At 70.7% G+C, this 25,013-nt stretch carries 1 pseudogene; it reads right to left on the reverse strand.

Features of this window, described 5'->3' with window-relative positions:
- A pseudogene (locus tag ACLQ22_RS22295) lies at window positions 1–25,013 on the reverse strand (hypothetical protein); the annotation flags it as partial.

The raw sequence follows: 25,013 nt of genomic DNA on the forward strand, positions 1-25,013 counted from the left end.
GGACGCTCCGCCCCCGGCGTCGACACGAACCGCAACGGCGCCGGCCCCTTCCACGTGAACCGATCGGAATGCACCCGGTTCATCTCGTCCCAGCCGGGCAACCGCTCCGCACTGCGATACGACACACGCCAACCACCCTCAACCTGCTCCACCGACGGCTCCACCCCAGCCGCCCACTTCGACGACGACCCAACCCCGGCATCACCCGAAGCCGCACCAGCCCACTTGAACGCCGCCGCACCCCCCGGCAGCGACACGTCACCACGTACCGCACCGGCCACGCCCGCCGAAGGCTCCGCCTCGACCGGCGGGGTCGACGTCGACGTGGTCCGCGCTGCCACGTCCACGTGGTGCGTAAGGGGCGACGGGTCACGGGGGCGGTCGGTCCCGTCCGGTGTCAGGACGATGTACCAGATGCCGTCCGGTCCGGCGTCCTCGCCGGCCCGGCCCTTGGCCCAGGTGCCGAGCATCTGCATGCTGCCGGTGTGGATCTGGTCGCGGGCGGCTTCGTACCAATGCAGTTGCGTGGTGGGCAGGACCACCCCGGCGGCGGCCGTGGACCCGGCCACGGCCAGCACCCGGGCACCCGGGCGTTGGTCGGCCGGCAGTTCACGGGTCGGTCGGCTCACGGTGAACCCGAGCCCGGGGACGGCGTCCAGCATGTCGGCGAGCATGTCGGCGCGGTACTGCGGGGTGTACGCCAGCCAGGCGGCGGCCACGGCGTCGGGGCGGCCGGTCTCCACCGGTCCGGCCGGCGGGGTGCTGGTCGGCTCCGGCCAGGCCGTGGTGTCCAGGCCGTCGGCCAAGGCTCGTAGGCCGACGGTGTCGACCGGCGGGACGGCCTGGGTGACCCACCGGTGGGCCAGGTATCCCTGGTGTCGGTTCAGGTTCTCCACCAGGGCGGTCACCGCCGTGGCGAAGTCCTGCCGCGACTCGATCTCCGCCTCGTGCAGGATCTCCAGCCGGGAGTTCACGTCGGGCCGGCCCCGGTGGGCGGCCAGGTCGTCCTGGACGCGCTGCGGCAGCCGCCGCACGGCGTCGTCGAGGGTCTCCGGGCGGCCGGTGACGTCCAGCCGCACCACCTCTCCACCCGGGTAGGCGAGGTACGGCGACTCGGCGCGGGTGCCGCCGACGACCCGCAGTTCGACCGGGATCGTCAGGCTCGCGGCGAGGTCCCGGGCCAGTTGTACCCGGTCCAGTTCGTGTACGGCGGACTCGTCCGCCGGGGCGGTCGCGGCATTGTCGGCCTGCCGGGTCGGGTCGGTGCTCAGCACCACGTGTGCCGGGAGTGCGTCGTCGTGCCGGGTGCGTACCGCGCGTTCCAGTTCCTGGACGACGGACCGGCCGTGGCCGGAGCGGGCGATCTCGGCCAGTGCGGCGTCGACGTCCATGCCAGGGGTGCCGCGCGGGACCGGCGGGACCGGCAACGCCATCGCGTCGAATTGATGTTGTGCGGCGTCCCGGGCGGCCTTGCGGGCGGTCCTGGCCTCGTCGAGCACCCGGACGGTGTTGGTGTGCGCCTGCGCGGCGATGTCGCGGGCCCGGAACTCCTCGCTCGCGGTCTCGACCTGTCGGCGCAGGTCCGGCAGCTCCGCGCGGACCCGGTCGAGATCCTGTCCGGCGTCCCGGAGGTCGCCGGTGGCCTTCTCCAGCGCCGTCCGGGCCGCGTCCAGTTCCCGCCGCGCCTGGTCAAGCTCTGCCTGGGCGGCGGCTAGCCGTGACTCGTCCTGGCTGGTGGCGAGGTCGTCGACCGCCTGCCGGGCCGCTGACTCCCGTTCCTCTCGCCGGGTCACCTCCGCGTCGAGTTCCAGCATCGCCCGGTTGAGGTGGTCGATGTTCTCCTCAAGGCGGGCACGTTCACCCTCGGCGATGGTGACGGCGGTCCGGGCGGCGTCGAGCGACTCCTCCGCAGCCTCCCTGGCACCCTGCGCGACCCGTTCGTCCCGGCGGGCCTGGTCGAGGTCGTCCTCGGCGCGCTGGAGTTCCTGGGTGGCCTGCTGGAGGCGCTCCCGCGTCACCTGCCGCACCCGGGCAGCCTCGGCATCCGGGGTGGCCGGGGCCGGATCGGGATTTGGTGCCGTGGTGAACAGCCGGTCGGCGAGGTGGCGCAGTGCCGGCCCACGGGTGCCGGTGGCGTTGTCAGCGAGGTTGCGGATCGTCTCGGCCCACTGTTGCCGCTGCGGCGCGGAGAGGGTCTGACGCGCGTCCTGCACCAGCGTGGTGACGGCGGCGTCGGGAATGTTCAGGCCGGCGAGCGCGTCGGCGGTCAGGTGCAGGATCGCCGCGTCCACGGCGTCGACCGGACCGTCGAGGGTGGCCGCCAGGTAGCCGAGGGCCGACATGGCGGCCGGGTCGGCCACGTCCGGCCGGGCCAGCAGCCTGGTCAGCAACCGCTGCCGCCCGGTCGGCATCCCCGGCAGCGGGGCCGGGGTCCCGGCCGCTGTCGACGCCGGTGGGGTGGGACCGAGCAGGTACCGGTATCCGTCGTCGAGGTGACCGTAGCGGGCCAGGGTGAGCAGCGCGTCGCGGGCGGCGAGGTCGACGTCGTGGGGCTGTCCCGCCCGGCGGATCTGCAGCGCGCTGTGTGCCCGGTCGGAGAGCAGGTCCGCCCGGTGGCCGTCGAGGAAGGCGCGGGAGTCGTCCCAGTTGTCGATGGCGAGCCACTCGTCGAGGGCGGCGGTGACCGGGGGCATCGGATGGTGCACGACGTGGGGCAGTGGGGTGTCCGCCGTCCCGGCCCAGGTGTCGGCTGGTGGGGGCAGCGCCGGGATCAGGTCGGCGAGGGTGGAGACGTCCCGCCACGCGTGGGCCAGGCCGGTCGCGGTCGTCCCGGACGCGGTCACCGCGGCGGCGACCGCACCGGCGTCGTCCGGGTTCAGGCCGTCGAGCAGGTCGGCGACGCCGTGCAACCGCTGCCGCTCGATGATGTCGAGCGCGTCGCGCAGCGTCGCCACGTCGCGGCCGGCTGCCGTGGGCATCTCGGTCACGGCCTGCAGGGTGTCCGGCCAGTTCTGCGGAGGGTTGATGGTCCACGCGGCGGAGGCGATGGCCCAGAAGGTGTCCAGTGCGCCGACGGTCGGGTCGAGGATGTCGGCCACGGCCCGCAGGATGCCGGCGTCGGAGACGGCCTCCGGCCCCGGCCGGGGTCGGGCCACCCGGGGGTCGACGAGGTCCGCCAGCGCCCGCAGCCCGGCCGGGGCGGCCGGGTCGGTCGGAGCCGTCGGGTCGGTCGGAGCCGTCGGGTCGGTCGGTACCACCGCGGCCACCGCGCCCGCGAGCACGCGGTGCCGGGCCGCCGCGTCGGCGGCGTCGAGGTAGTCGTACGCGGCGGTCAGTTGTCCGGCCCGGATCGCGTCGAGCAGGGCACGGTGCCGGTCGAGGACCGGATCGCCGGAGGGTGCCGGGGTAGTCCCGGGCCGGGTCGCGCCGGGCTGGGCCGGTGCGGGCGAGGGTGACGCCGGCCGGGCCTGCTGCTGGTCCTGCGTCAGCCGCGTCGCGGTCGGGTCGGCGCGCAGCGCCGAGAGGTTGGCTTCGGCGAACTGCCGGGACGCCGCCCAGTTGCCGTCCTGGAGCAGCCAGCTCGTCAGCACGTCGGGCTCGACCAGGGTGACGGCCGACGCCCCGGCGAGTACGTCCTGGAACTGCTGGGCGTCGAGGGTCCGCTCGGCCGTCCCGAGGGCGAACGGGTCGTAGAGCCGGTACGTGCCGTCGGCGTCGACACGTGCCGCGGCGGCACCCTGGGGGCGGGTGATCCACACTCGGGTGCCGGGGCGCAGCGTGTCCGGCGCCTGGGGCAGCGGCCCGGTGGTGGTCCATCCCGGCGGCAGGACGGGGGCCAGCAGCCGCCGCGCCTGACCGGCCCGGGTCTGGGCGGTGTCGGTGTCGTGCCGGGCGGTGTGGACGGCAAGGGGGTTCGCGGGTTTGGCGGGCAGGCCCTCGGTGATCCACTCACGGGCCCGGTCGTCGGCGTCGGCCCGGGCCTGGCGGATGTGCGTCTCCAGCTCCGGGCCCAGCTCCGCGGCGGCGTCCATCTGCACCGGGGTACGCCCCAGCAGCTCGTGGTAGGTGGCCATCTGCCGCCGCAGGCGGATCCCGGCCGCGTCGGCCCGCAGCTTCAGGTCACGGTCCAGGTCGAAGATCACCTCGGGGGCCGTGACCGGGGCGAACGTTCCGTCCGGGCCCTCCCGCAGCTCGGTGATCCAGCCCTGCGGGTCGATCCGGTACCGGCTGGCCGTGCCCTGGTCGTCGGTGACGGTCAGGTCAAGGTGGGTCTTCAGCTCGAACGCCACCACCCGGGCCACGGTGCGCGGGTCCTGGGCGAGCAGCTCCACCTCCTCCGGTGGGGTGATCGGCGCGGAGCCGGGCGGCAGCACCGCCTGCACCCGCTCGACGATCTGGGGGATCCGCTCGGCGAACTGCCGCACGTCGGTGGCGGGCAGCACGGCACCGACCGCGAGCTTGCCGACCCGGTTCTTCCAGGCGGTCAGCTCGGCGAGGTCGGCGGTGGCCTGCTGCATGGCGTTGAGCCGCTGGAGGTGGCCCACCGCCCAGTCCAGTACCACCTCGTACCGGCGGCGGGTCTGCTCGGCGGCGCTGGCGGTGAGCCGGAGCGGGCTGACCGGGTCGTAGTGGTTGCCGAGCTGGTCACGGATCAGCAGGGCCACGTGCTGGGGCGCCTGGTCGGGGTCGAAGGTGCCGGCGTCGATGACCCGGCCGGCCACCGGGGCGGCGGCCATGCCCGCCGGGGTCGCGCGTTGCAGCAGGCCCTCCAGGCCGATCGTGGGGGCGTCGGCCGCCGGTGCGGGCCAGTCGGCCGGGTTGTTCGCCTTCCAGTCGTACCGTTCGGAGAGCGCGCGCTGGAGCTCGTGTACCTCGTCAGCGAACATTTCGTAGAACCCGTCGCCGTTCATCCAACCGGTGCCGGGGGCGTCGTCGACCTCGAACCGCTCCGGTCCGATCGGTGCCAGGCCGGCGTCGCGGTGGAACGCGCTGTGCTGGTGCGGGACCGCGACGAAACGCGCCTGGGTGCGGAGCCGGACCAGGTACGTCAACCCCTGCATCTTGAGGTGGTTCTCGAGCCGCTTGGTGTCGTCGAAGGTGGCGCTGTGGCTGGCCGGCGCGGTCCGGTTCGCGCCGGTGGAGATCCCGCCGCCGGCCGTCGTGTCCTCCTGCGGGCCGATGTGCGTCTTCCCGATCGGCGCGCCGTAGGACATCTCCGCGTCGACGTTGGGCCGCCACCGGTTGCGCGACTGGGTGGCCGAGGTGGTGAACGCGAACTTGGCGTACCGGCCGGTGCCGGTGGTGGCGAGCTCGCTGATGATCTCCAGCGAGTGCAGCTTGACGTACATCCGCATGGCGACCCGGTTGTTGGACGCGCCGGCGACGAACAGGTGCGAGCCGAGCAGGTATCCGCCGTCGCCCAGCCCTTCGGAGAGGTGGTTGTCGACGTTGAGCCGGGACAGCAGGCCGTCGAGCGCCACGCTGCCCCGGTACAGCTCGGCGTTGGCCTGCGGGCCGAGCACTTTGCCCAGGAGGTGCCGGGCGGCCGGGTAGAGGTCGTCGACCAGGGCGCCGCTGACGTAGGCGTCGCCGGGTAGCGACGGCAGCGCGCGCAGGTCCAGCTGCGGCGACCGGGGGACGGGGGTGGCCTCGGCCAGCCCTCGGGGCACCTTGAAGTCGATCCGCCCCTCGTAGTGACGGGTCTGCAACGGCTCCACCCGCGCGAGGGAGATCCAGTCGGCGAAACCGGCGGGCGCGTGGTGCAACGCCCAGTCCGCCGCGTTGTTCAGACCCGTCATCACCTGGTTGACCAGGTAGCTCGGCTGCCAGCCGTGCATCTGCACCCGGCTGAGCCTGATGGTCAGGCCGATGTCGTCTTCGCCTTCGTAGTTCCCCGTCCAGTCGTAGACGGTCCGTTCCCGGACGACCTGCGCGGCGCCCTTGACACCGCGCCCTCCGCCCGGCGCGAACGACAGCGACCCGGCGGTGGACACCGGGACGCCGTCGACCGAGAAGCCGATCCGGGCCGGCGTGAGGTTCCAGCCCAGCGCCTGCCCGATGATGCGAGCGGTCGCGCCGTAGGCGTGCTCGTAGTTCTCGATGCCGTAGTCGGCCCGCCAGCCGGTGAACCGCGGTCGGCCGCCCAGGGTGGCCGAGAGTTCCAGCTTGAACATCTGGACCGCCACCGGGTTGCGCTGGTCGACCAGGTAGAACGACACGCCGTTGTAGCGGTGCAGCATGTCGGCGAACACGATGTTGGCGCGCTGGCCGGCCAGCGTGGACTGGAGCGTTTCGAGGCCGCCGGGCAGCGCGCCGACCACTGACTCGTCGGGCGAGACCATCAGCACGCCCCAGCTGTTCCCCGCCCCCGGCCAGTTGTCGTGGCTGGCCCCGAGCAGCCCGGGCCGGCCGGCGTCCACCAGTTCCCGAACGGCGTCCAGCACGGTCGTGGTGGGGCGCGGCCCGCCGTCGGCCGGCGCCGGCCCGGTGAACAGCACCACCTCGTCGACGCCCGCGTGGCCCAGCGTGCGGTCACCGGTGCGGGTCAGGTAGGGCGGCATGGTCAGCGCGCTGAACGGGTTGGCGTTCGGGTCCAGGGTGATCCCGAAGTCGGTGGCGAACTGCGCGCGGCGGCGCGGGTCGAGCACCGCGCCGCGCTGCGCCAGGTCCACGTGCCGGTCGGCGAGCGTCAGCGCCCACGTCTGGACCCGTTGCTGGATCAGGTACGTGCCGAGGTCGGGCAGACCGGCGACGGTGCGGCTGGCGGCGCGGTCGGCCAGCTCGCCACGCCACCGGCTGAGCAACCCCGCCACCGTGTTGCCGCTGAGCACCAACTCACCGCGGGACCACCGGCCCATCGCGTCGAGCAGTTGCACATCGCTGACCGGTAGCTCCCCGGCCGCGTACTGCGCCAGGGCCTCCGCCTCCGGCAGGATGAACTGCATCATGCGGCCCCGCAGGTCCGCCCCGGGTGGCACGCTGACCCGGCTGGCGACGAACCCGACCTGCTTGTGGATGCCGGCGCGGACGTTGATGTCGTATTCCGCCTCGAAGGCGTACCCCCGGCCGAAGGCCAGCTTGAGCATCTCCAGGCCGCCGACGCGCTTGGTCTCCGCCGACTCGCTCTCGCTGACCCGCACGCCCGCCGACTCGCCGAAGCTGACGTTCAGCGGGCCGAACTTGTGGCCGAGGCCGATGTTGGGCAGGTTGAACGCCTTCGCGAACGACCGGTTGGCGACGTTGACGGCCTCGGCCAGGTACAGCTCGATCAGACCGGTGACGTACTGGTCCGGGGTGGCGCCGACGAACCGCGCCCCCCGGATACGGGGCACCTTGACCGAGAGCGCGGCGTTGGTGTTCGCCCAGAAGCCGGGCTCGACCAGGGTGGTCGCGCCGTACTGGCCGAGTACGGCCTCCTTGAACCGCGCCTGGAAGGTGATGTGGTTGGTCAGGCTGGCCACCGGCCCGGTCATCGGCCGGCCGGCCAGGGTCAGGTCCCGTGGCAACTGGTTCTGCGCCGCGGCGCGCAGGCCGTGCGCGTCGACGAAGTACACGATGCCCTGGTTGAGCGCCGACGGTGCGGTGTCGCCGGGGGCCACCTCGCTGAAGGTGGCCGGGTCGGTGTTGAACTTCAGCAGCGCGGCGTGCACGTTGGCGCGGATCAGCTCCGGCGAGACGATCGGGGCGTCCCGGTCGCTGATCCGGACCACGTACCCCAGGTCGTACGGCAGGTTGACGAACATCACCCGGCCGCCGTACTCCTTCAGCTCCGGCCGGTTGACCACACGGGTCACCCGCTCGGCGGCGCCGACGTTGCGGCTCACCGACCCGCCCAGGAGTCCGACGGACCCGAGCTCCTTGACGCTCGGCGGCAGCGCGGTGTTCACCCCGCCCTCCACCGACCAGCCCTGGTTGCCGCTCGCGCCCTGGCCGGCGATACCGAGCGACATCCCGAGGGTGACCGTGCTCACCTCGTCGCTGAGCCGTTCGAAGTGCACCGAGTTGCCGTCCGCGTCCACGTCCGCGGAGATCCGGGGGATCGCGTAGACGGTCACCTCGGCGGTACGCATCACCGCGTTGCGCCAACTGTGCAGGGTGAAGGACATGCCCGCTTCCGGGGCGGGCGCGTCCGGGTCGTCGACGACCGCGGCGCCGTCCTGACCGAGCGGGTCGAAGTGCGACTCCAGGCCGTCGCCGCTCACCATCTTGTTGAACAGGTCCAGGTTGTCGATCGCGGCGTCGGTGTCGCGGTGGACGACCTCGTCGTAGGCGTCCCGCGCCCCGTCGACCATCCGACCCAGCAGCGGCCGTTCCTCCAGGGGTGTACCGGGATCCGGGGTCGCCGGCCGGCTCTGCTCCCCGTGCGCCCACGGCCGGTCTGCGTCCGCCGGAAGGAAACCCTCACCGGCCAGTACCCGCATGAGACCGGCCCGGAGCTGCCGCACCGCCGGCTTGTCGATGTTCGGCAGGGACTGACCCAGCAGACCCCGCCCCGCAAGGACGTGCCGGGGCAGCAGGTTGCCGCCGGTGTCCTCCGGGTGCACGCCGGTGTTGCGCAACCGCGGCCGCCACTGGTCGTGCGGCACCGAACGCGGTCGTCCGCCTGCGGGCACCACCGCCAGGTCACCGTCCGCCAGACCCGGGACGGGATCGGGGGCGAAGGCGTTCGCGTCGACGCTGAACCCGTAGTCGAAGGCGTCCGGCTCGGACATCCGGAGCACCGCCGACCCGTTCACCACCGGCGTCGGATGCGGCCACTCGCGCGGCCGGCGCGAGGTGACCACCTCGGCGTGCCACTCGAACGGCACCTCGTGGCCGACCGTCTGACCGGTGTACCGGCCGACCACGACGTTCAGCGACGCCACCGTGACGCCACCACCGTCGTTGCTGGTCCAGCTCATCCCCCCACGGGCGGAGAGACCGAGCTTGGCGTTCTCCTTGTACACCCGTGGATCGTCGAGACGCCTGGCCAACGGCAGGTCCACCGCGCCACCGAACGACATCCCGGCGGACTGTTGGAGGGTGAACTCGCCGCCCTGCCCCACGATGCCGGTACGCACCTGCTCGATGTGCGCCTTGTCGCTGCTGGCGCCCACCCGCGAGGAGCCGCCGTCGCCGAGACCCACCTGCACCGAACCGCCGAGACGACGGCCGTACACCCGGATGCTGGCCGCCGCGTGCCCGTCGTCGTGCAACGTGAACGCGTAGCCCCGGGTCAGCGCGCCGTCGGCGCCGTCCGCCTCCGGCGTACGCCGGTTGTTCGCCGCCTCGTCGAAGTGGGACTCCAGGTTCCACAGCTTGCGCTGCAACTCGTTGCGCATCGGACTTTCGATGGACATGTCGAAGCCGTCGGCGCGCAGCCGGTCGATGATGTGGTCGTACAGCTCGTTGAGACCGGTGATGTTGCTGGCGGAGAAGAGCTCCGGCACCCGCGTCAGGTTGTCCCGCATGTGCTCGGGCAGGTCGGCGACCACCTGCTCGCCGGCGCTCTCGAGCAGGTGGTCGGGGATCGCCACCACCAGCCGGGCGGCCTCCTGCCCGTCCGGCGGCTCCGGCACCTCCACCGCCTGCCACGGCTGCCCGTCGCCGCGTGCCTCGATCGACCATCCCGGCTCGTACGAGTAGAACGTCGAATCCGCGCGGGTGTCGAACACCCGGCCCTTCTCCGCGTCGATCAGGTAGGCGGACTTCTGGTCGACCTTGTTGAGGGTGGCGTTGACGCGGGGCCCCCAGTGGGTCATCGGGCCGAGCGGCACGTCGACGTTGAAGCCACCCCGCACCCGCACCGCCCGCGTGGTGGTGCCGTCGGACTGGCTGTGCGCACCGGTCTGGAAGACACCCTGGGTGAACTGGTTGGCGTGGAAACGGCCGTCCTCGCTCGTCCGGCCCTCGGTGTCGTCGAGCGACGGACCGGGCGTCTCGGTGTCGAACGAGCCGGCCGGGTTCGACACCAGCTGCGGGTCCTCCGGCCGCAGGCGGGCCCGCACCTCGATGCCACCCAGCGTGAACAGGTGCCCGTCCGCGGAGACCAACTGCGGGTAGTTGTTGAGCAGCCGCTCACGCAACTGTTCCCACTCGTTGTCCCGCACGGTGACGCCCCGGCGGGCCACCTCGGCGCGCAGTCCCTGCTCGATACGGTCAACGTCCGGCAGGTTGGCCTTGGGGTCGCCGAGCGCCAGCGCCCGCCGGTCCGGGGTGGCCGGCCGCGCCGGGGCCGACGCGGACGACCCGTCGGGCTCGGGCGCGGCCGGTCCGGCGCTGGCCTCGTTACCGAAGACCCGGACGTCCCGGTCGGCCTCCGGAACACCGGACAACAGCCGGGCGACCGTGTCGGCCACCTCGCGCGGGATGGGACCACCCCGGGACTGGATCACCACGGCCACCCCGCTCGCGGGGGCCGCCAGGGCGTCGGGGGAGCGCGTGTGCGGGCTGGTGCCGTTCTGCGCGATCAGGACGACCCCGGTGTGCTCCCGGACCGTCCAACCCCGGTACACCTCGAACCCACCGGCGGCAGCCGCTGGCAGGCCCAGCGGCCCCGGCTGCCGGGGCGGTGCCGGACGCAGCGGCACCCGCCAGGCGTGCGCGGCGGCCGGGAAGGTCTCCTGGCCCCGGGCGTCGACCGGGATCAGCTCGTCGACACCGGCCGGCTGCCGACCCACCACGGAGACCGGCAGCACCAGTTCCAACCGCCCGCCGAACCGCTCCCGCAACAGCTCCGCCACCCGGGCAGCCGCACCGGAGGGCGTGCCGGGGAGGCCGGCGGACGACGTGGCCGAGGTGCCGGCGGCCGGGGGCGCGACGAACACCTGGAGCGGACCGGAACCCGGCGGAAGCCCCCGACGGACGGCCTCCACGACGGCGACCGGGTCGCCGACCGACCCGTCCACCACCAGCCGGGGCCGGTCCGGGCTGGTCAGGTCGGACCAGTGCAGGGTCGTGGCAACGGCCGGCGGCCGTGGACCGGCGTGGGCGAGCACCCCACCCGGAACGTGACTCAACTGGACGCCGGCCGGCAGGCCGGACACCTCCGACGGGACGAGAGTACGTCGGTCCAGCCCCATCCCGGAGGTGATCAGGTGCGTCGGCGGCGCGGCCGGCATGCCCCCGAAGATCCGACCGACCCGGTGACCCACCTCGACCGGCAGCGCAGTCGCTTTCCAGCCCAGGAACACCGCCGGCTCGGCCAGCCAGCCACCGGTGTCCGGCAGCAGCCGCCGCGCGCCGTCCAACTCGGACTCCGGCCCGATCCACAGGTGGCTACCGCCGTCCCACACCACCCAGTCGTCGCCGAGCCCGTACACGCCGGGCGACTGCTCGGGCAGGCCGTACGGGGCGGGCCGGCGCGGTGCGCCGATGACCTCGGGCAGGAAGAGGTACCGCTCGGGCCGCCCGCTGAAGAAGGTCACCTCGCCGTTGGCGTCCAGCGGGACGATCTGCGGGCTAGGCGTCGGCCGGTCCCGCAGCGCCGACCGGGGCACCGACAACATGGCCGAGGACTGCGGCCCCAGCCCCTGCGCGGTGACCTCCAGCGCCCGGGCCACGCTGACCGGCTGGTCCTGCGGCCAGTGCAGGACGGCCATGGTGGCGTCCTGCGCCCGCAACCCGGCCAGCGCGGCACCGAGGCTGTCCGGGTCGAGCACCGAGGAGTGCAGCAGGACGGCCGGGCCGGGGCCGGTAGGGGCCAACACCCGCGAGCTGATCGGGCCGGGCGCGGCGTCCCTGTCGTGCAGCAGGACGCCGCCCACCGCGCGCTGGAGCCGCAGGTTCTCCGGTAGCCCTTCGGCCATCACCACCAGCGGCGCGTCCGGGGACGCACTGGCCAGCTGGACGACCTGCTGTTGACCGTCCCCGGCGGCCGGGGCCGGCGGTTGCGGGGCCGGCGCGAGCTGCTGCGCGGGAACGGCCGACGGCTCGACCGCCGCAGGGGTCTCCGGCACGAGCGCGTCGAAGTGGACGCCCGGCCGCTCCGGGTCGGCGGCCGCGCGGGCCAGACTGACCGGGGCGCCCCCGGCCGGGCCGTACCCGCCCACCGGCCGCACACCGTCCGGGGCGACCTGGGAAACCTGCATCCGGGCATCGGTCGCGTGCGCCAGCAACGGTGCCAGGAACCGGCCGGCCGGGCTGTCCGACAGGTTCGCCCAGTCGTCCACGGCCGCCTTCACCGCGGCCAGTTCCCCGGGGTCGAGCTGGCGATCGGGGTCGGTCAACACCTCGAACAGGTGACGGCCGGCGTCCGCCGGATTCGCCCGCATCTCGTCGAGACGTGCCCGCGCGGTGTCCGGGTCCAGGAGACCGGCCTCCACGAGTTCACCGACGCGCCGCAGCGCCTGGTCGGGGCTCAGCGCCGCCACGTCCCGCTCGTGTTGCGACTGGAAGGCGAACCGCTGCGCGGTCACGTCCGCCGGCAGCCGCCCCGCGTTCTCCTCCAGATAGCCGGACACGTGGTCCCGCAACAGCTCGGTGACCCGACCGAGCTCGGACCCCTGCGTTACTCCGGTACGAACCGATTCGGCGACAGCGGCCCGCACCCCGGCCGGATCGGAGAGGAACTCCCGCAGGTCCGCCGGCAGCCGCGCGTCCAGCGCGGTGCGGACCAGGGCCGGTTCGGAGGCGACGAACGCGGACAACAGGTCGAGACCGTCGCGGGGCACGCCGAGCGGGACCAGGGCAGGCGCCGGCCGGGGCTCGACCGTGCGAGCGACGTACGAGGCAGCCGTCTTGCGGATCTCGTCGAGTTCCCACTCGGTGAACCCCGGCTCGTGGAGATGATCGTCACCGCCGGTCCTGGACGTCCTGAGCAGATCATCCGACGAACCATCGTGCGGCACCCCAGCGAAGTGCTTCAACTCATGCCCATAGGCGCGGGACGGAAGATCCGCAAGCCAGTGCAACTGGTTGATCCGACCCGCCGAACCGTCCTCGCTGACCCAGACATCCTTACTGTTCTTCAGGTCACTGCCGTAAGGGCTGAGCCGAACCTCCGTCTCCGCGGTCGGATCGAACACCACCCCCACCGCCGGCGGCCCACCCTCCGGCCGCAACCGCTCGTTGGTCTGCACCACCCACTGCTCGACAGCACCCAGCGTGCGCAGAATGGATTCCTCAACCACGTCCGCGTCGGGCTCCAACCGAAGACGGAACACCACCGTCCCCGACTCACGATGCACCCAATGGTCGACGTAGACCCGTACCCCCGCATCCTCCCCCGCCGTCTCCACCCGGAACGGACGCTCCGCCCCCGGCGTCGACACGAACCGCAACGGCGCCGGCCCCTTCCACGTGAACCGATCGGAATGCACCCGCGTCATCTCGTCCCAGCGGGGCAAACCTTCCATGCTGCGATACGACACACGCCAACCACCGTCAACCTGCTCCACCGACGGCTCCATCCCAGCCGCCCAGCCGGAAGACGACAGGGCCTCCACGCCCACACCAGCCGAGAACGAGCCCTTCCCAGGACCCCACTCGAACGCGGCTGGTCCCCCAGGCAACCCGCCCCCGGTGCGCGGACGCTTCACGAGTGGGCCCGCCGGCCATTCCGGCACGGCTGGGCGTTTGCCGCTGTCGGTCGTCTCCCACTGCGCCTTGAACCCGTCGAACCACTCGTTCGGCAGGTTCGTGTCGATGAGCCGGTAGGCGTATCCGGACTGGTCGGCCAACGGTGCCTTGACCACGGCGACGATGCTCGTGACGACGTTCGACTCCTCCAGCCGGAGAAATCGGCCGACCCGCAGGGCGACTTCCGTCCCAGGAGAGAGATCCACCTCCTGCCCGTCCAGCGTCCTGCCCGAGTTGTCATCGCCGAGCGTGAGCGGCAGCGGGTGGGGCGTGCGCCTGTCCTCCTGCATGACGAGATCGATGGATACTTCGTCGAGAAGCGCCGCTGGCTCGGCTGGTTCCCACAGCGACATCGAGCGCAGCCGCTCGATGTCGTAGGCGGTGGGGGCCGGCGAGGACAGCTCCAGGTACAGGGGCGCTCCGGTGCCGTTCCTTCCGGCCGGTGCTTCCAGGACCGCCAGGGGTCGACTATCCATGCCGTACCCGAGCCGGAAACGCCCCTCCCTCAGTTCGGCGGCGATGACCGGCGGAAGTCCGTCGGCTACCTCGACCGGTGGGAGCGTGACTCGCTGGCCGCCGAAGGTGATGTCAAATGTTCCGCTCTCACTCACCGGCGCCGTGATGTGGTAGAAGTTGCCGAAAGTCCACCGGTCAACGGTCTCCCACACCGGGCCGGCTGCCGTGCTCCACAGTTCGGCCAGCTCGCTGTCGGTGAACCTGCGGGCGATCTCCTTGTAGGCGAACCTCTCGGTGCCGTCGGGCGCGGTGTACGGGATTCTGGCGATACCGACACCCTCGCCGTCAACCTTTCCGAAATCGACAGCGACCCTGTCGCCCGGGACGGCGACTCGATCGGCATATCCGAGGATCGTGTCGTCCCCGTCAAGCCGGAGCCGAAGAGTTGGACGACCCGCGGTGTCCTCGACGAGGACGGGGATGGTGAACGGGTCTTGCAGGTTCCAACGGTTCTCGTCTTCCCAGTTGCTCTCCTCGCGGAGGGCGTTGCGGTATCGGCGGTGTTCTTCGAGTACTTCGGCGTGCCCCTGGGGGGAGCTGGGGCGTTGACTGATAGCCGCGAGGTTCCGGTGGAAGGTGTCCTGCAGGAGCGGCCAGTGGCGGATCGCCGTGTTCTGTTCCGCCGTGTCGACTTCGGTTTTCAGCACCTCGAGCGCCTCGTCGAACACCGCGTCCAGTCGGCGCAGTTCGGTGAGGGCTGCCGGTGACGGGAAACCCTCGGCGATGCGGGCATCGTCTGGGTCACGAGGCTGGCCGAGGTAGTAGGCGCCGTCCAACCAGACGACTGGTTGCGGGACTTCACCGTCTTCGGTTGGCGGACCGATGACGTACGGGGCACCGTACGGGTGGTGGATCGCCATCGGCAGACCCAAACCCCAGGCCACGATGTGGGGAACCACGTGCACGACGTCGGGATAGCCGGGCTGGCGGTGTACGAGTTTGTTGAGCAGGTGCTGGTGCAGGGTCTCCCGTCGCTGTTCGGACATGTTCTCCGGATAGGGGAGAAGTGCTCCGAACATCGACTGCTCACCCCGGCGGAGGTCGACGTCCAGGTGGCGGGCCACCAATGCGCCCAGTTCAGCCACGGTGGTGACGCCCGCCTGCGCCAACCGGTCCTGATGGGTGCTCAACACCGTCCCGTAGAAGGCGTCGAGCGGCCGCGCGCCGCCCTCCGCGCGACCGATGCGGAAAACCTCATACGCCCAACGCTTGAATGCCGACCCTTTGTGGGTTTTCCTGGCCGTCAACTGTTCGATCGCCGAGTGCACTTTCCGCCACGGGGCCTCCACTGCCCGCTCATTCAGAGCATTCAGATCTTCCGCAGTAAAGTCCGTATCAAAGTCCCGGTAGATGAATCTCTCGGTTCCGTCGGGCGCCGTGTAGGGAATTCTGGCAACAGCGAAGACCTTTTCACCGTCCATCCCGAAATCGACGGCGATCCGGTCGCCCGGGATGGCGACAGCATTCAGATGGCGGATACGCAGGCGCTTGTCACCCACTTGGGCAAACGCCACTGCCATCGAATCACCTTGGGAGGCGACGTTGAGGTGGAGGGTGACCCGACCTCCCTGAGGCCTTGGGTCCTCTCCTCTCCAGGGGCTGGATTGGAACATGCTGTGAAGGTACCGGCGGTATTCCGCCAGGATGTCGGCCTGCTGCCGGGGCGATTTGGGGCGTTGCCGCTCGGCGAGATCTACCCCGCCGACCCCTTGACGGATGACCGCGAGCCTACGCTGAAGGTGTTCCCGCTGGACGGACCAGTGGCTGCCGGCCGTTCGGAGTTTCTCTTCCACCGCACCGATTCGCGCCAGCAGCATACCGAGCGCCTGGTCGAACAGTCCATCCAGTCGCCGCTTCTCACCGTCCGGTATTGGCGTCCGCTCGGGACCCCTGGCGATTCTGGCGGCGAGGTCAGCATCGTTTGGATCAGCAGGCCGGCCGAGGTAGTAGGCGCCCCTGTAGAAGACAACTGGCAGCTTGGTGGAATCGGACCCCGAACCGATGTCGTGCGGGGCGTCGAACGGTTGGTAGATGCGCACCGACTGGGGTATGAACCGGGCCAGGACATGGACAGCCACATGCGCGACGTCGTGATCGCTGTTGTAGCCGTACGCGATTTTGCCGATCCACTGCCGGTGCAGGTCCTCTCGTCGCTGCTCGGACACGCCCTCCGGATACGGAAGCAAACGCCGAAACTCCGACGCGTCACCCAGACGGAGATCGGCGGCCAGGCTGCTGGCCGTCCACTCGTGCAGTCTTTGACGGTTGATCCCCAAGTCCACAAACTGCTTCTTGAAGGTGCGGAAAACCGAGTCGTAGAAGTTGCCCGGTTTCGCTCGCGTGAGATCGATTCCGAACACCTCGCCCGTCCACCGCACGAAGTTCTGCTCGTCGAGGTTGCCCACGGCTGACAACTGTTCGATCGCCGTGGCAACCGCCGCCGGCAACGAGCCCGACGTTTCAAGGTTCTCCTGCGGCAAGCCCTGCGCCGCATCGTCGGACCTCTCCGCCAGCATCGCCGCAACCGACCCCGGGTTTGTCAGCGCCTCGGTGATGTCGCGTTTCAGGTCGTCGAAGCGCTCGTTGTCCACACCCGTGTCAAGGAGCCGGTAGACGTGTCCGGACCCGTCGACCAACGGCGCACGGACCACGACAGGAATGGTGCCGGCGACATCCGCCCCGACCCGCCCCTGCCACTGCCCCACCGACAGGGTGACCGATGTCCCCGGAGAGAGATCCACTTCCGCCCCGGCCAACGTCCTGGCCGGGTCAGGACCGCCGACCGCGATGGGCAGCGGACCGGGCGTCCATTTCCCCTGCTCCAATACGACTTCAAAAGACATCTGCTCGGAGAGAGCCCACCGATCCTCCGGTTCCCACAGCGCGTCCTTGCGCAGCCGCTTGATGTCGTCGACGACGAGGGCGGGCTTGCCCACTTCCAGGTATAGGGGCAGTCCTGTGACGTTCTTTTCGGCCGGCGCTACCAAGACCGCAGTGGGTCGACCGTCCTCGGCGTACCCGAGGATGAGACGGCCGTTCAGCTCGGCATGGAGAACAGGCGGAAGCCCGCCGACCACCGGGACGTGTGGGACCACGATCCGTCTGTCGTTCCTCCGGGCCGCCGGGTCGCCGTAGTGACCGGCCAAATACCCGCGTCCCGATAGAGGCACTGCCACCTGATAGTGGTCGCTCGACAGCGGCCGGTGGTGAAGGTCCCACACGCGGCCGGCTGCCTTCCCCCTCAACTCGAGCAGGTCACCGTCGCTGAGATTGTGTTCGAATCTTAGGTAGAGGATCCTGTCGGTGCCGTCGGTCGCGTCGGTATACCGGAATTCCGCAAAAGCGATGCCCTCTTCGCCTCTCGCCCCGAAATGAACAGGAAGCCGGTCGCCCCGTATGGCCAGTCGGCCGATACTCAGAGGTACGGCCCCGCCGTCCAGCGGCACGCTCAGCTCCATGGACTTACCATTCTTAAGTCGCTTGACGCCGACGTCGAGCGTAAAGTCGTAACGGAAGTCCGTCGTTTCTTCCTCCCATCGATGATCCGCACGGAGGTCGTCGAAGTATCGGCGGTATGCGGCGAGTTCCCGGGCTTTCCTGTTGTGCGGAGAGTCGGGGTGTTCACGGATGTTGTGCGGAGAGTCTGGGTGTTCACGGATGACCGCGAGCTCACGCTGAAGCGTTTCCCGCAGGACGGGCCAGTGCTTGGAGTTGGTCGGATGGGGGTTGTTCTCTGCCTCCGCGATCGCCGCCAGCAGCAGGTCGCGTGCGTGGACGAACAGTCGATCGAGACGCCGCTGCTCGTCGTCGGATATCTCTGTCCGAGGGAAGCCCTCAGCGATGCGGCGAGCGCGTTCGGCATCGGCCGGGTCAGGTAGCTGGCCGAGGTAGTAAGCGCCCTTGTGGAACACGACCGGATACCGGACACCAGCACCGGGCTCCGGGCCGATGTCATGCGGAGCGCCGAACGAATGGTGGACCCGCATCGACAGGGACAACCGCGAAGCGATGACGCGCGGAACCACATGCGCAACGTCGTCATCGCCGGTCCTGTGGTACGCGATCTTGTTGAGCCATTGCCGGTGCAGGTCCTCCCGTCGCTGCTCGGACATGACCTCCGGATACGGAAGCAACCTGCTGAACTTTGACTCGCCACCCCGGCGAAGGTCAGCGGCCAACTCGCGGGCCACCCACGCGCGGAGTCCAGAAATGCTGGGCTCGACCCCCGCAGCCTTCAACTTCTCCTCGAAGCGACGCACCACAGCGTCGTGGAAGTCGTTCGGCTGAACGTCAGCCATGAGATCGATCCCGAGCACGTCGCGCGTCCACTGCGCGAACTCTGCCGCGACATCGCGGACTCCACCCGCCTCACCACGGGTTCCCACGGCCGACAACTGCGCGATCGCCGAAGCCACGGCCTGCTTCCAGCCCTGCGGGACACCGCCGGACCCACCGACCGCCTGCACCCCAATCCGCCCCGGAACCTCCCGCACTTCCGCCGGGGCAGTGCTGATCTCGCTTGTCAGGCCGTCGAAGTTCCGGATGTCCACACCGGTGTCGAAGAGCCGGTAAACGTGTCCGGACCCGTCGACCAACGGCGCGCGGACCACGACAGGAATGGTGCCGGCGACACCCGCCCCGTCCTCCCCCTGCCCCGGCCACTTCCCCAGCGACAGGGTGACCGACGTCCCCGGGGAGAGATCCACCTCCGCCCCAGCCAAGGTCCTGGCCCGACCACTACCGCTGACCTCGATGGACAGTGGACCCGACGCAGCGCGAATCGACAGAGGCCCCTGTCGGCTCCACGCCCCCGGCTGCAACACGACATCGAAGGACATCTGCTGGGAAAGAGCCCACCGATTCTCCGGTTCCCACAATGCCCTCTTGCGCAGCCGCTCGATGTCGTATCGAGTGGTGGCAGGTTTGGACAATTCCAGGTACAGAGGCTGACCTTTGACGTTCTTCCCGGCCGGCGCTTCCACGACGGCAGTGGGTCGGCCGTCGTCCCGGGCATACCCGAGCAGAAGCCGGGCCTCCTTCAGCTCCCTGGTGAGAACGGGCGGGAGTCCGCCGACCACCGGGGCCGGCGGGATCCTCGGCTTCAGGACATTCCGGCCGAGGTCAGCTTGGCCGAGCCCCACGCTCAATTCCCCGTTGTGTTGCACGGACGTCGTCGTGTAGAAATCGCGCACCAGTGGCGGACGGTCAAGGTCCCACACCTTGCCGACCGCCCTGCTCCTCAGCCTGGCCAGCTCCGAGTCGTTCAGACTGCGGCCGATTTCTCGGCGAGAGTGGACTTCGGTGCCGTCAGCCGCGGTGTACGAGACTTCGGCAAAGCCGGTGCCCACTCCGCCGACCTTGCCGAAATGGACAGCGACCGAATCGCCCGGGACAGCCATCCGATCGACATCAACGGCGGTCGACTGGCTGTTGCGCAACCATACGCGCAAATACCGGTACCCCGCGCCCCTGGCGTCGGCGGAGACGGGCAGGTGGATGGTGAACTGGTTTTCCAGGTTTTGCCGGTTCCCGGACTCCCATCTGCCGGCAGTGAGGATTCTCCGAAGGTAATGGACGTGGTTAGCGAGTTCCCGAGCCTTCTTGTTGTGGGGAGAGTCAGGGTGTTGACGGATGACCGCGAGTTGGCGGTGGAAGGTTTCCCGCAGGATGGGCCACTGGTCGGAGTTGGTCGGATGGGGGTTGTTCTCCGCCTCCGCGATCGTCGCCAGCAGCAGGTCGCGTGCGTCGTCGAACAGTCGATCGAGACGCCGCTGCTCGTCGTCGGATATCTCTGTCCGAGGGAAGCCCTCAGCGATGCGGCGAGCGCGTTCGGCATCTACCGGGTCAGGTAGCTGGCCGAGGTGGTAAGCGCCCTTGTGGAAGACGACCGGATACCGGATGCCAGCACGGGGCTCCGGGCCGATGTCATGCGGAGCACCGAACAAATGGTGGATCCGCATCGACAGGGACAACCGCGAAGCGATGACGTGCGGAACCACATGCGCAACGTCGAAATCGCCGGTCTGGTGGAGCGCGATCTTGTTGAGCCATTGCCGGTGCAGATCCTCCCGTCGCCGCTCGGACATGACCTCCGGATACGGAAGCAGCCTGCTGAACTCCGACTCGCCACCACGGCGAAGATCAGCGGCCAACTCGCGGGCCACCCACGCGCGCAGCCCAGAAACGCTGGGCTCGACCCCCGCAGCCTTCAACTTCTCCTCGAAGCGACGCAACACCGCGCGGTAGAAGTTGTCCGGCTTCGGAAGGTCAGCCAAGAGATCGACCCCGAGCACGTCGCGCGTCCACTGCACGAACTCCGCCGCGACATCGCGGACTCCACCCGCCTCACCACGGGTTCCCACGGCCGACAACTGCGCGATCGCCGAAGCCACGGTCCGCTTCCAGTCCTGCGGGACACCCCCGGCCCCACCGACCGCCGGTGCCCCACTCGACCCCGGGTCCGGCCCGATTGGTGCGGGGTTCTCCGGCAGGGTCCCGAAATCACGCGCCAAATCCTGCTGGTCCCACACTGCCAGCAGATGCACGGCTCGGCGCGGGTCGGCATCTGCCAGCCAAGGGGTGCCAGCCACCGATGCCGGCATAGGAATCTCCGCCCACGGACTCCCGGAGTCGACCGGGCCGGTACCCGCCGGCGGCTCCCCGTCCTCGGATGTCGGTGAATCGACCCCTGCCGGCACGTCCGACTCGACCTGTTCGGGTTCAGCCAGCCGATCGACGTCGGACACCGGTGCCGGCGAATCCACCCCCGCCAGCGGATCCCAATAGTCGACCGGGCCGAATTCCGCCTGCCAATCGACGAAAGACACCCCGTCCAGCGGATCCCAGGGGTTGTTCAGGTCGGCACCCGCCAGCCAATCGGTGCCGGACTCCGATGCCGGCGAATCCACCCCCGCCAGCGGATCCGAGAAGTCGACCGGGTCGGCGCCCCTGGGCGTCCCCCCGTCCATCTCGGATGTCGGTGATTCCCCTCCTGACAACAGGTCCGACTCGACCGGTTCGACATCCAACGGCGGCTCCCAGTCGCTGTCGACCGTCGGTGTGTTCAGATTCAGCGCGTCCAGACCCTGGAATTCCGGATCAACAAACGCGGGGCCGGTGCCAGGCGCATCGTCAGTCGCCTCCGGGTCGGACGGCTGCCAGGGGGAGCCGGCCGACTCGGGGGAGATGGTGTCCGCCTGCATCGCCTGGGACGGGCCGCGTGGCGTGGTGGTGGAGGCGAGCAGGATGGCGCTGGGGTCGATGCTGGTCGTGGTGATCGGCTGCGGGTGTGCGGTGGTGCGGTCGGGAAGGATGTCGGCGATCGTGGTGGGTCGCCCGGTGCTGTCGAACGCGGCGAGTCGGGTGCTCGATGCGAACAGGTGTCGTAGCCACGGGTCACGTTCCGGGTTGGTCGGTTCGGGTCGGTCCTCGACGCCGGGTACCAGGCCGTCGCGCACCTTGATGGTCGGTGGTCCGGATGGTTGTGGCTGGCTGTGGAGGGCGAACACGTGTTGTGGTTCGTTGGGTGGTGCGATCCTGACCACGACCATCGAGCCCGGTGCCGCTCGCAGGGCGGCGAGTACGTCCTCCGATCTGACTCCGCCGGGGTGGGCGACGCTCTCGTCTGTCGCGCCGAGGATGTCCAGGAGTTGCGGCCAGCTCCGCGTGGGTGCGGGTCGGCCGTCGGGTCCGATGATTCGGTCGTCGAGTACCGCCCGTTTGCCCGGCCGTCCGTAGGCGGTGGTGTAGGCGTCGAGGGTGGCCTGCACGCACCACCACCACGGGTCGTGGCTGTTGTCGGAGCCCACCGGCGTCTGATCGACCCAGTCGGCGACCCGCCGCGCGGCCTCGGCCGCCGAGACGGGCTGCCCCGTCGCCGCGACCGCCGGCTCCGGTGCTGTGATGGCCGGCTCGCGGCGTCCGCCCGGGTCCCCACCGACCGGCTCGTCCAGCGAGGACACGTTGCTGAACGAATCCCTGCCGCCGAAATCGCGCGTGACCGGGTCGCCGCTGATCAACCCGTCCCGCGAGGAGGCGTCCCCGAACGGGTCCGTGTCCCTGAATTCGCGCCTGGCCGCTGCACCATTGTCCGACTCGTCGAGGGACGAGACGCCACTGACCGAATCCCCGTCGATGACGTCGCGTTTGACCGGGTCGCGGCTGATCGGCTCGTCCAGCGAGGAGAGGTCGCTGACCGTCATGGCGTCGTCGCGGCTGGTCAGCTCGTCCTGCGAGGAGAGGTCACTGACCGTCGTGGTGTCGTTGAAGCTGCTGTCGCGGCTGAAGATGTCGTCGCTGGGGACGGAGAGTTCACTGACCGACATCCGGTCGCTGGCGTCGTGGTGGTTCGGCGTGCCGTCGGTGCCGGGGGCAACGCCACCCGGCACCGTACTGCGGCCCCCGGCCGCATCCGGCGCGCCCGGCGCATCCGGCGCACCCGGCGCACCCGGCGTGCTGGGCGTGGCCGGCGCACCCGGCGTGCTGGGCGTGGCCGGCACCCCGGACGTGCCCGGCACGCTGGGTATACCCGTCGTGCCGGGGGTGGCGGTGGCCTGGGCGAGTACCTGGTGGTATCCGTTGACCCAGTCCTGTCGGAAGGATTCGGCGACAGCGTCGGCCGGATCGACGACGCCGTACTTCTCGGTCAGGGCGGTGAACTGGGTTTCTGCCAGGCTGGTCGCTGCTGCGGTGTGCTGCTCCGGGGTCATCGGCACCGCCGGCACGTCGGTGCGCCGGTTGGCCGGGGTGTCCGTGCTGGATGGGGTGGTGTCCGGTGCGGTGGTGTCGGGGATGGCCGCGGCCGTGAAGCGGGCGGGCAGGTCGGTGACCACCTGTCGGACCACGTCCGCCACGGCGTTGACCTGCGCGGCGCCCGGACTGGCCACCGCAGCCGACGGCACGGCCGACGGCATGGTGGGTAGCGGGTTGGTGCCGAGGATCGCGTCGAGGCTCCGGTCCACGTGGGCCCGCACGTCACGCGCGACCGCCGCGCGCACGGCGTCCGACGGCACCGCCGCCGCCCCGGCGGCTCCCGGCACGCCAGCGCCGCCCGGCAGCTCAGGGGCCCCCGGCGTGCCGACGGCCGTCGGCAGGGCGCCGCCCGGCACGCCAGCCGCCCCCGGCACGCCAGCGGGCCCCGGCACCTGAGCGGCCCCTGGCAGGACCACTCCGCCGGGCAGGGTGACGGGCGTCGGTGTGCCGGTGGTGAGGTACTGGTCGATGTGGTGCTCGGCGGCCAGGTGCACGGCCGCGCGCAACGCCTGCCGGTCGAACTCGGCCGGCAGCGCAGCGACGACCTGCTCCGGGCGTACCGCCGCCGGGATCTGCCCGCCCGCCGGGATCTGCCCCGCGAGGGCTTCGGTGACACGGGCGACGGCCTGGTCCCGGACACCGAACAGGTACCGCTCGGTGAGCGCGGTGGCGGGTAGGCCGATCTGGGACAGGAAAGCGGGAACGGCCGGGTCGTTCTGCCGGGCGTCGGCCCACTCGGTGAAGACCTGCTCGACCGGCACGGGAAGTGCGGCCAGGAACTGCCGCGCCTGCCCGGTCCCAGCCAGCAGCCCACCGTAGCGGTCCACCAGTTCCCGCTGGAACCGCTGCCACTGCTCCACCACCGGCACGCCAGCGGTGGTGACCCACTCCGGCACCGGCACCACCGGCACCGCCGGCGCGGCCGGCACGGGCAGGTTCGGCACGGACCACGACGGCACCGGCAGGTCCGGCACCGACCACGACGGCGCGGTCAGGTCCGGTGCCGCCGGTACCGGCGGCACCGGTTCAGGCACCGCTGGTGCCGGTGGCGACAGCGACGGTGCCGACACCAGCGGGACGGGCACCGGGGCCGGCCCGCCGGAGCCCGTCCCCGCCGGATCGTCGACCTCCGGCTGATACGTGGACGGGTCCGGAGTGACCGGAGTGGGCGGCGGCACCGGAGCGACCGGCTTGCCGTCCGCGGTGAAGCCGGTGCCACCGGGCATAGTCCACCGGGGCCGGGTCGGGTTGAACCCCAGACCGACCGCCACGCGACGGGCAGCCATCCCGGCCCCGGTCGCGCCCAGCTCACCCGACCCCGACAACGCCCCGGAAATCGCGGCCATACCGAGACCACTGGGGTCGTAGGTCCCGTCGACCATGTAGCTGGCGGCGATATCGCCGACCACCTCCAGGCCGACCTCCGACACCGGCACCATCCACAGACGGGTCAACAGGTCACGCGTGGCATCCGACACCCCGAACTTCGCCAGACCACCACCCACGACCCCGGCGAACCGGCCCATCGCCGGCCCGGCCGCCGTGGTCACACCCGCCACCGCCAACCCGTACAACGCCTGCTTGCCGACCTGCGCCCAGTCGACCCCCGGCATCAGACCATCAGCCACCATGGTGATCTGCGCCAACAACGACGACCCCGGCATGAACAACATCTGGATCGCCGTGCTGCTCGCCGCCGCCCGCACCATCGACGACCGCAGGATCGTCTGGATGATGGTCCGGGTCTTCACGATGTGCGCCGCCGCCTCCACCGGCAGGAAGAACGCCATCGCGAACGCGACCGCCAACTCCGTCATCATGAAGATGAACATGATGAGCGCCTGACGATCCGTCAGCTCCATCTGGTTGAGGAAGCCCCGCATCGCCTGGGCCACATTGACCTTCAGATCGGCAACCCGGTCCAGCAACTCCACGAACGGAGCGGTCTGCGCCACGAACCGGTCGTAGGCTTCACCCTCCCCCGCCGCCCGGACCGCCTTGATCGCCTGGATCAGCTCCGGAACCAGCAGGGTCCGCACCCGATCCGCCAGCACTTCGAGCATGTTCGCGTCGTACGCCAACACCGGCAGCTTCGACCGGTGCAACCGCATACCGGTGAACGCCTCCAACGCCCGCTTCGACGACTCACTGAGCCCCACGGAAGGAACGGCAGCCTGTGCCATCGCCAA

Source organism: Micromonospora sp. DT178 (assembly GCF_049841695.1).
Taxonomy (GTDB): Bacteria; Actinomycetota; Actinomycetes; order Mycobacteriales; family Micromonosporaceae; genus Micromonospora.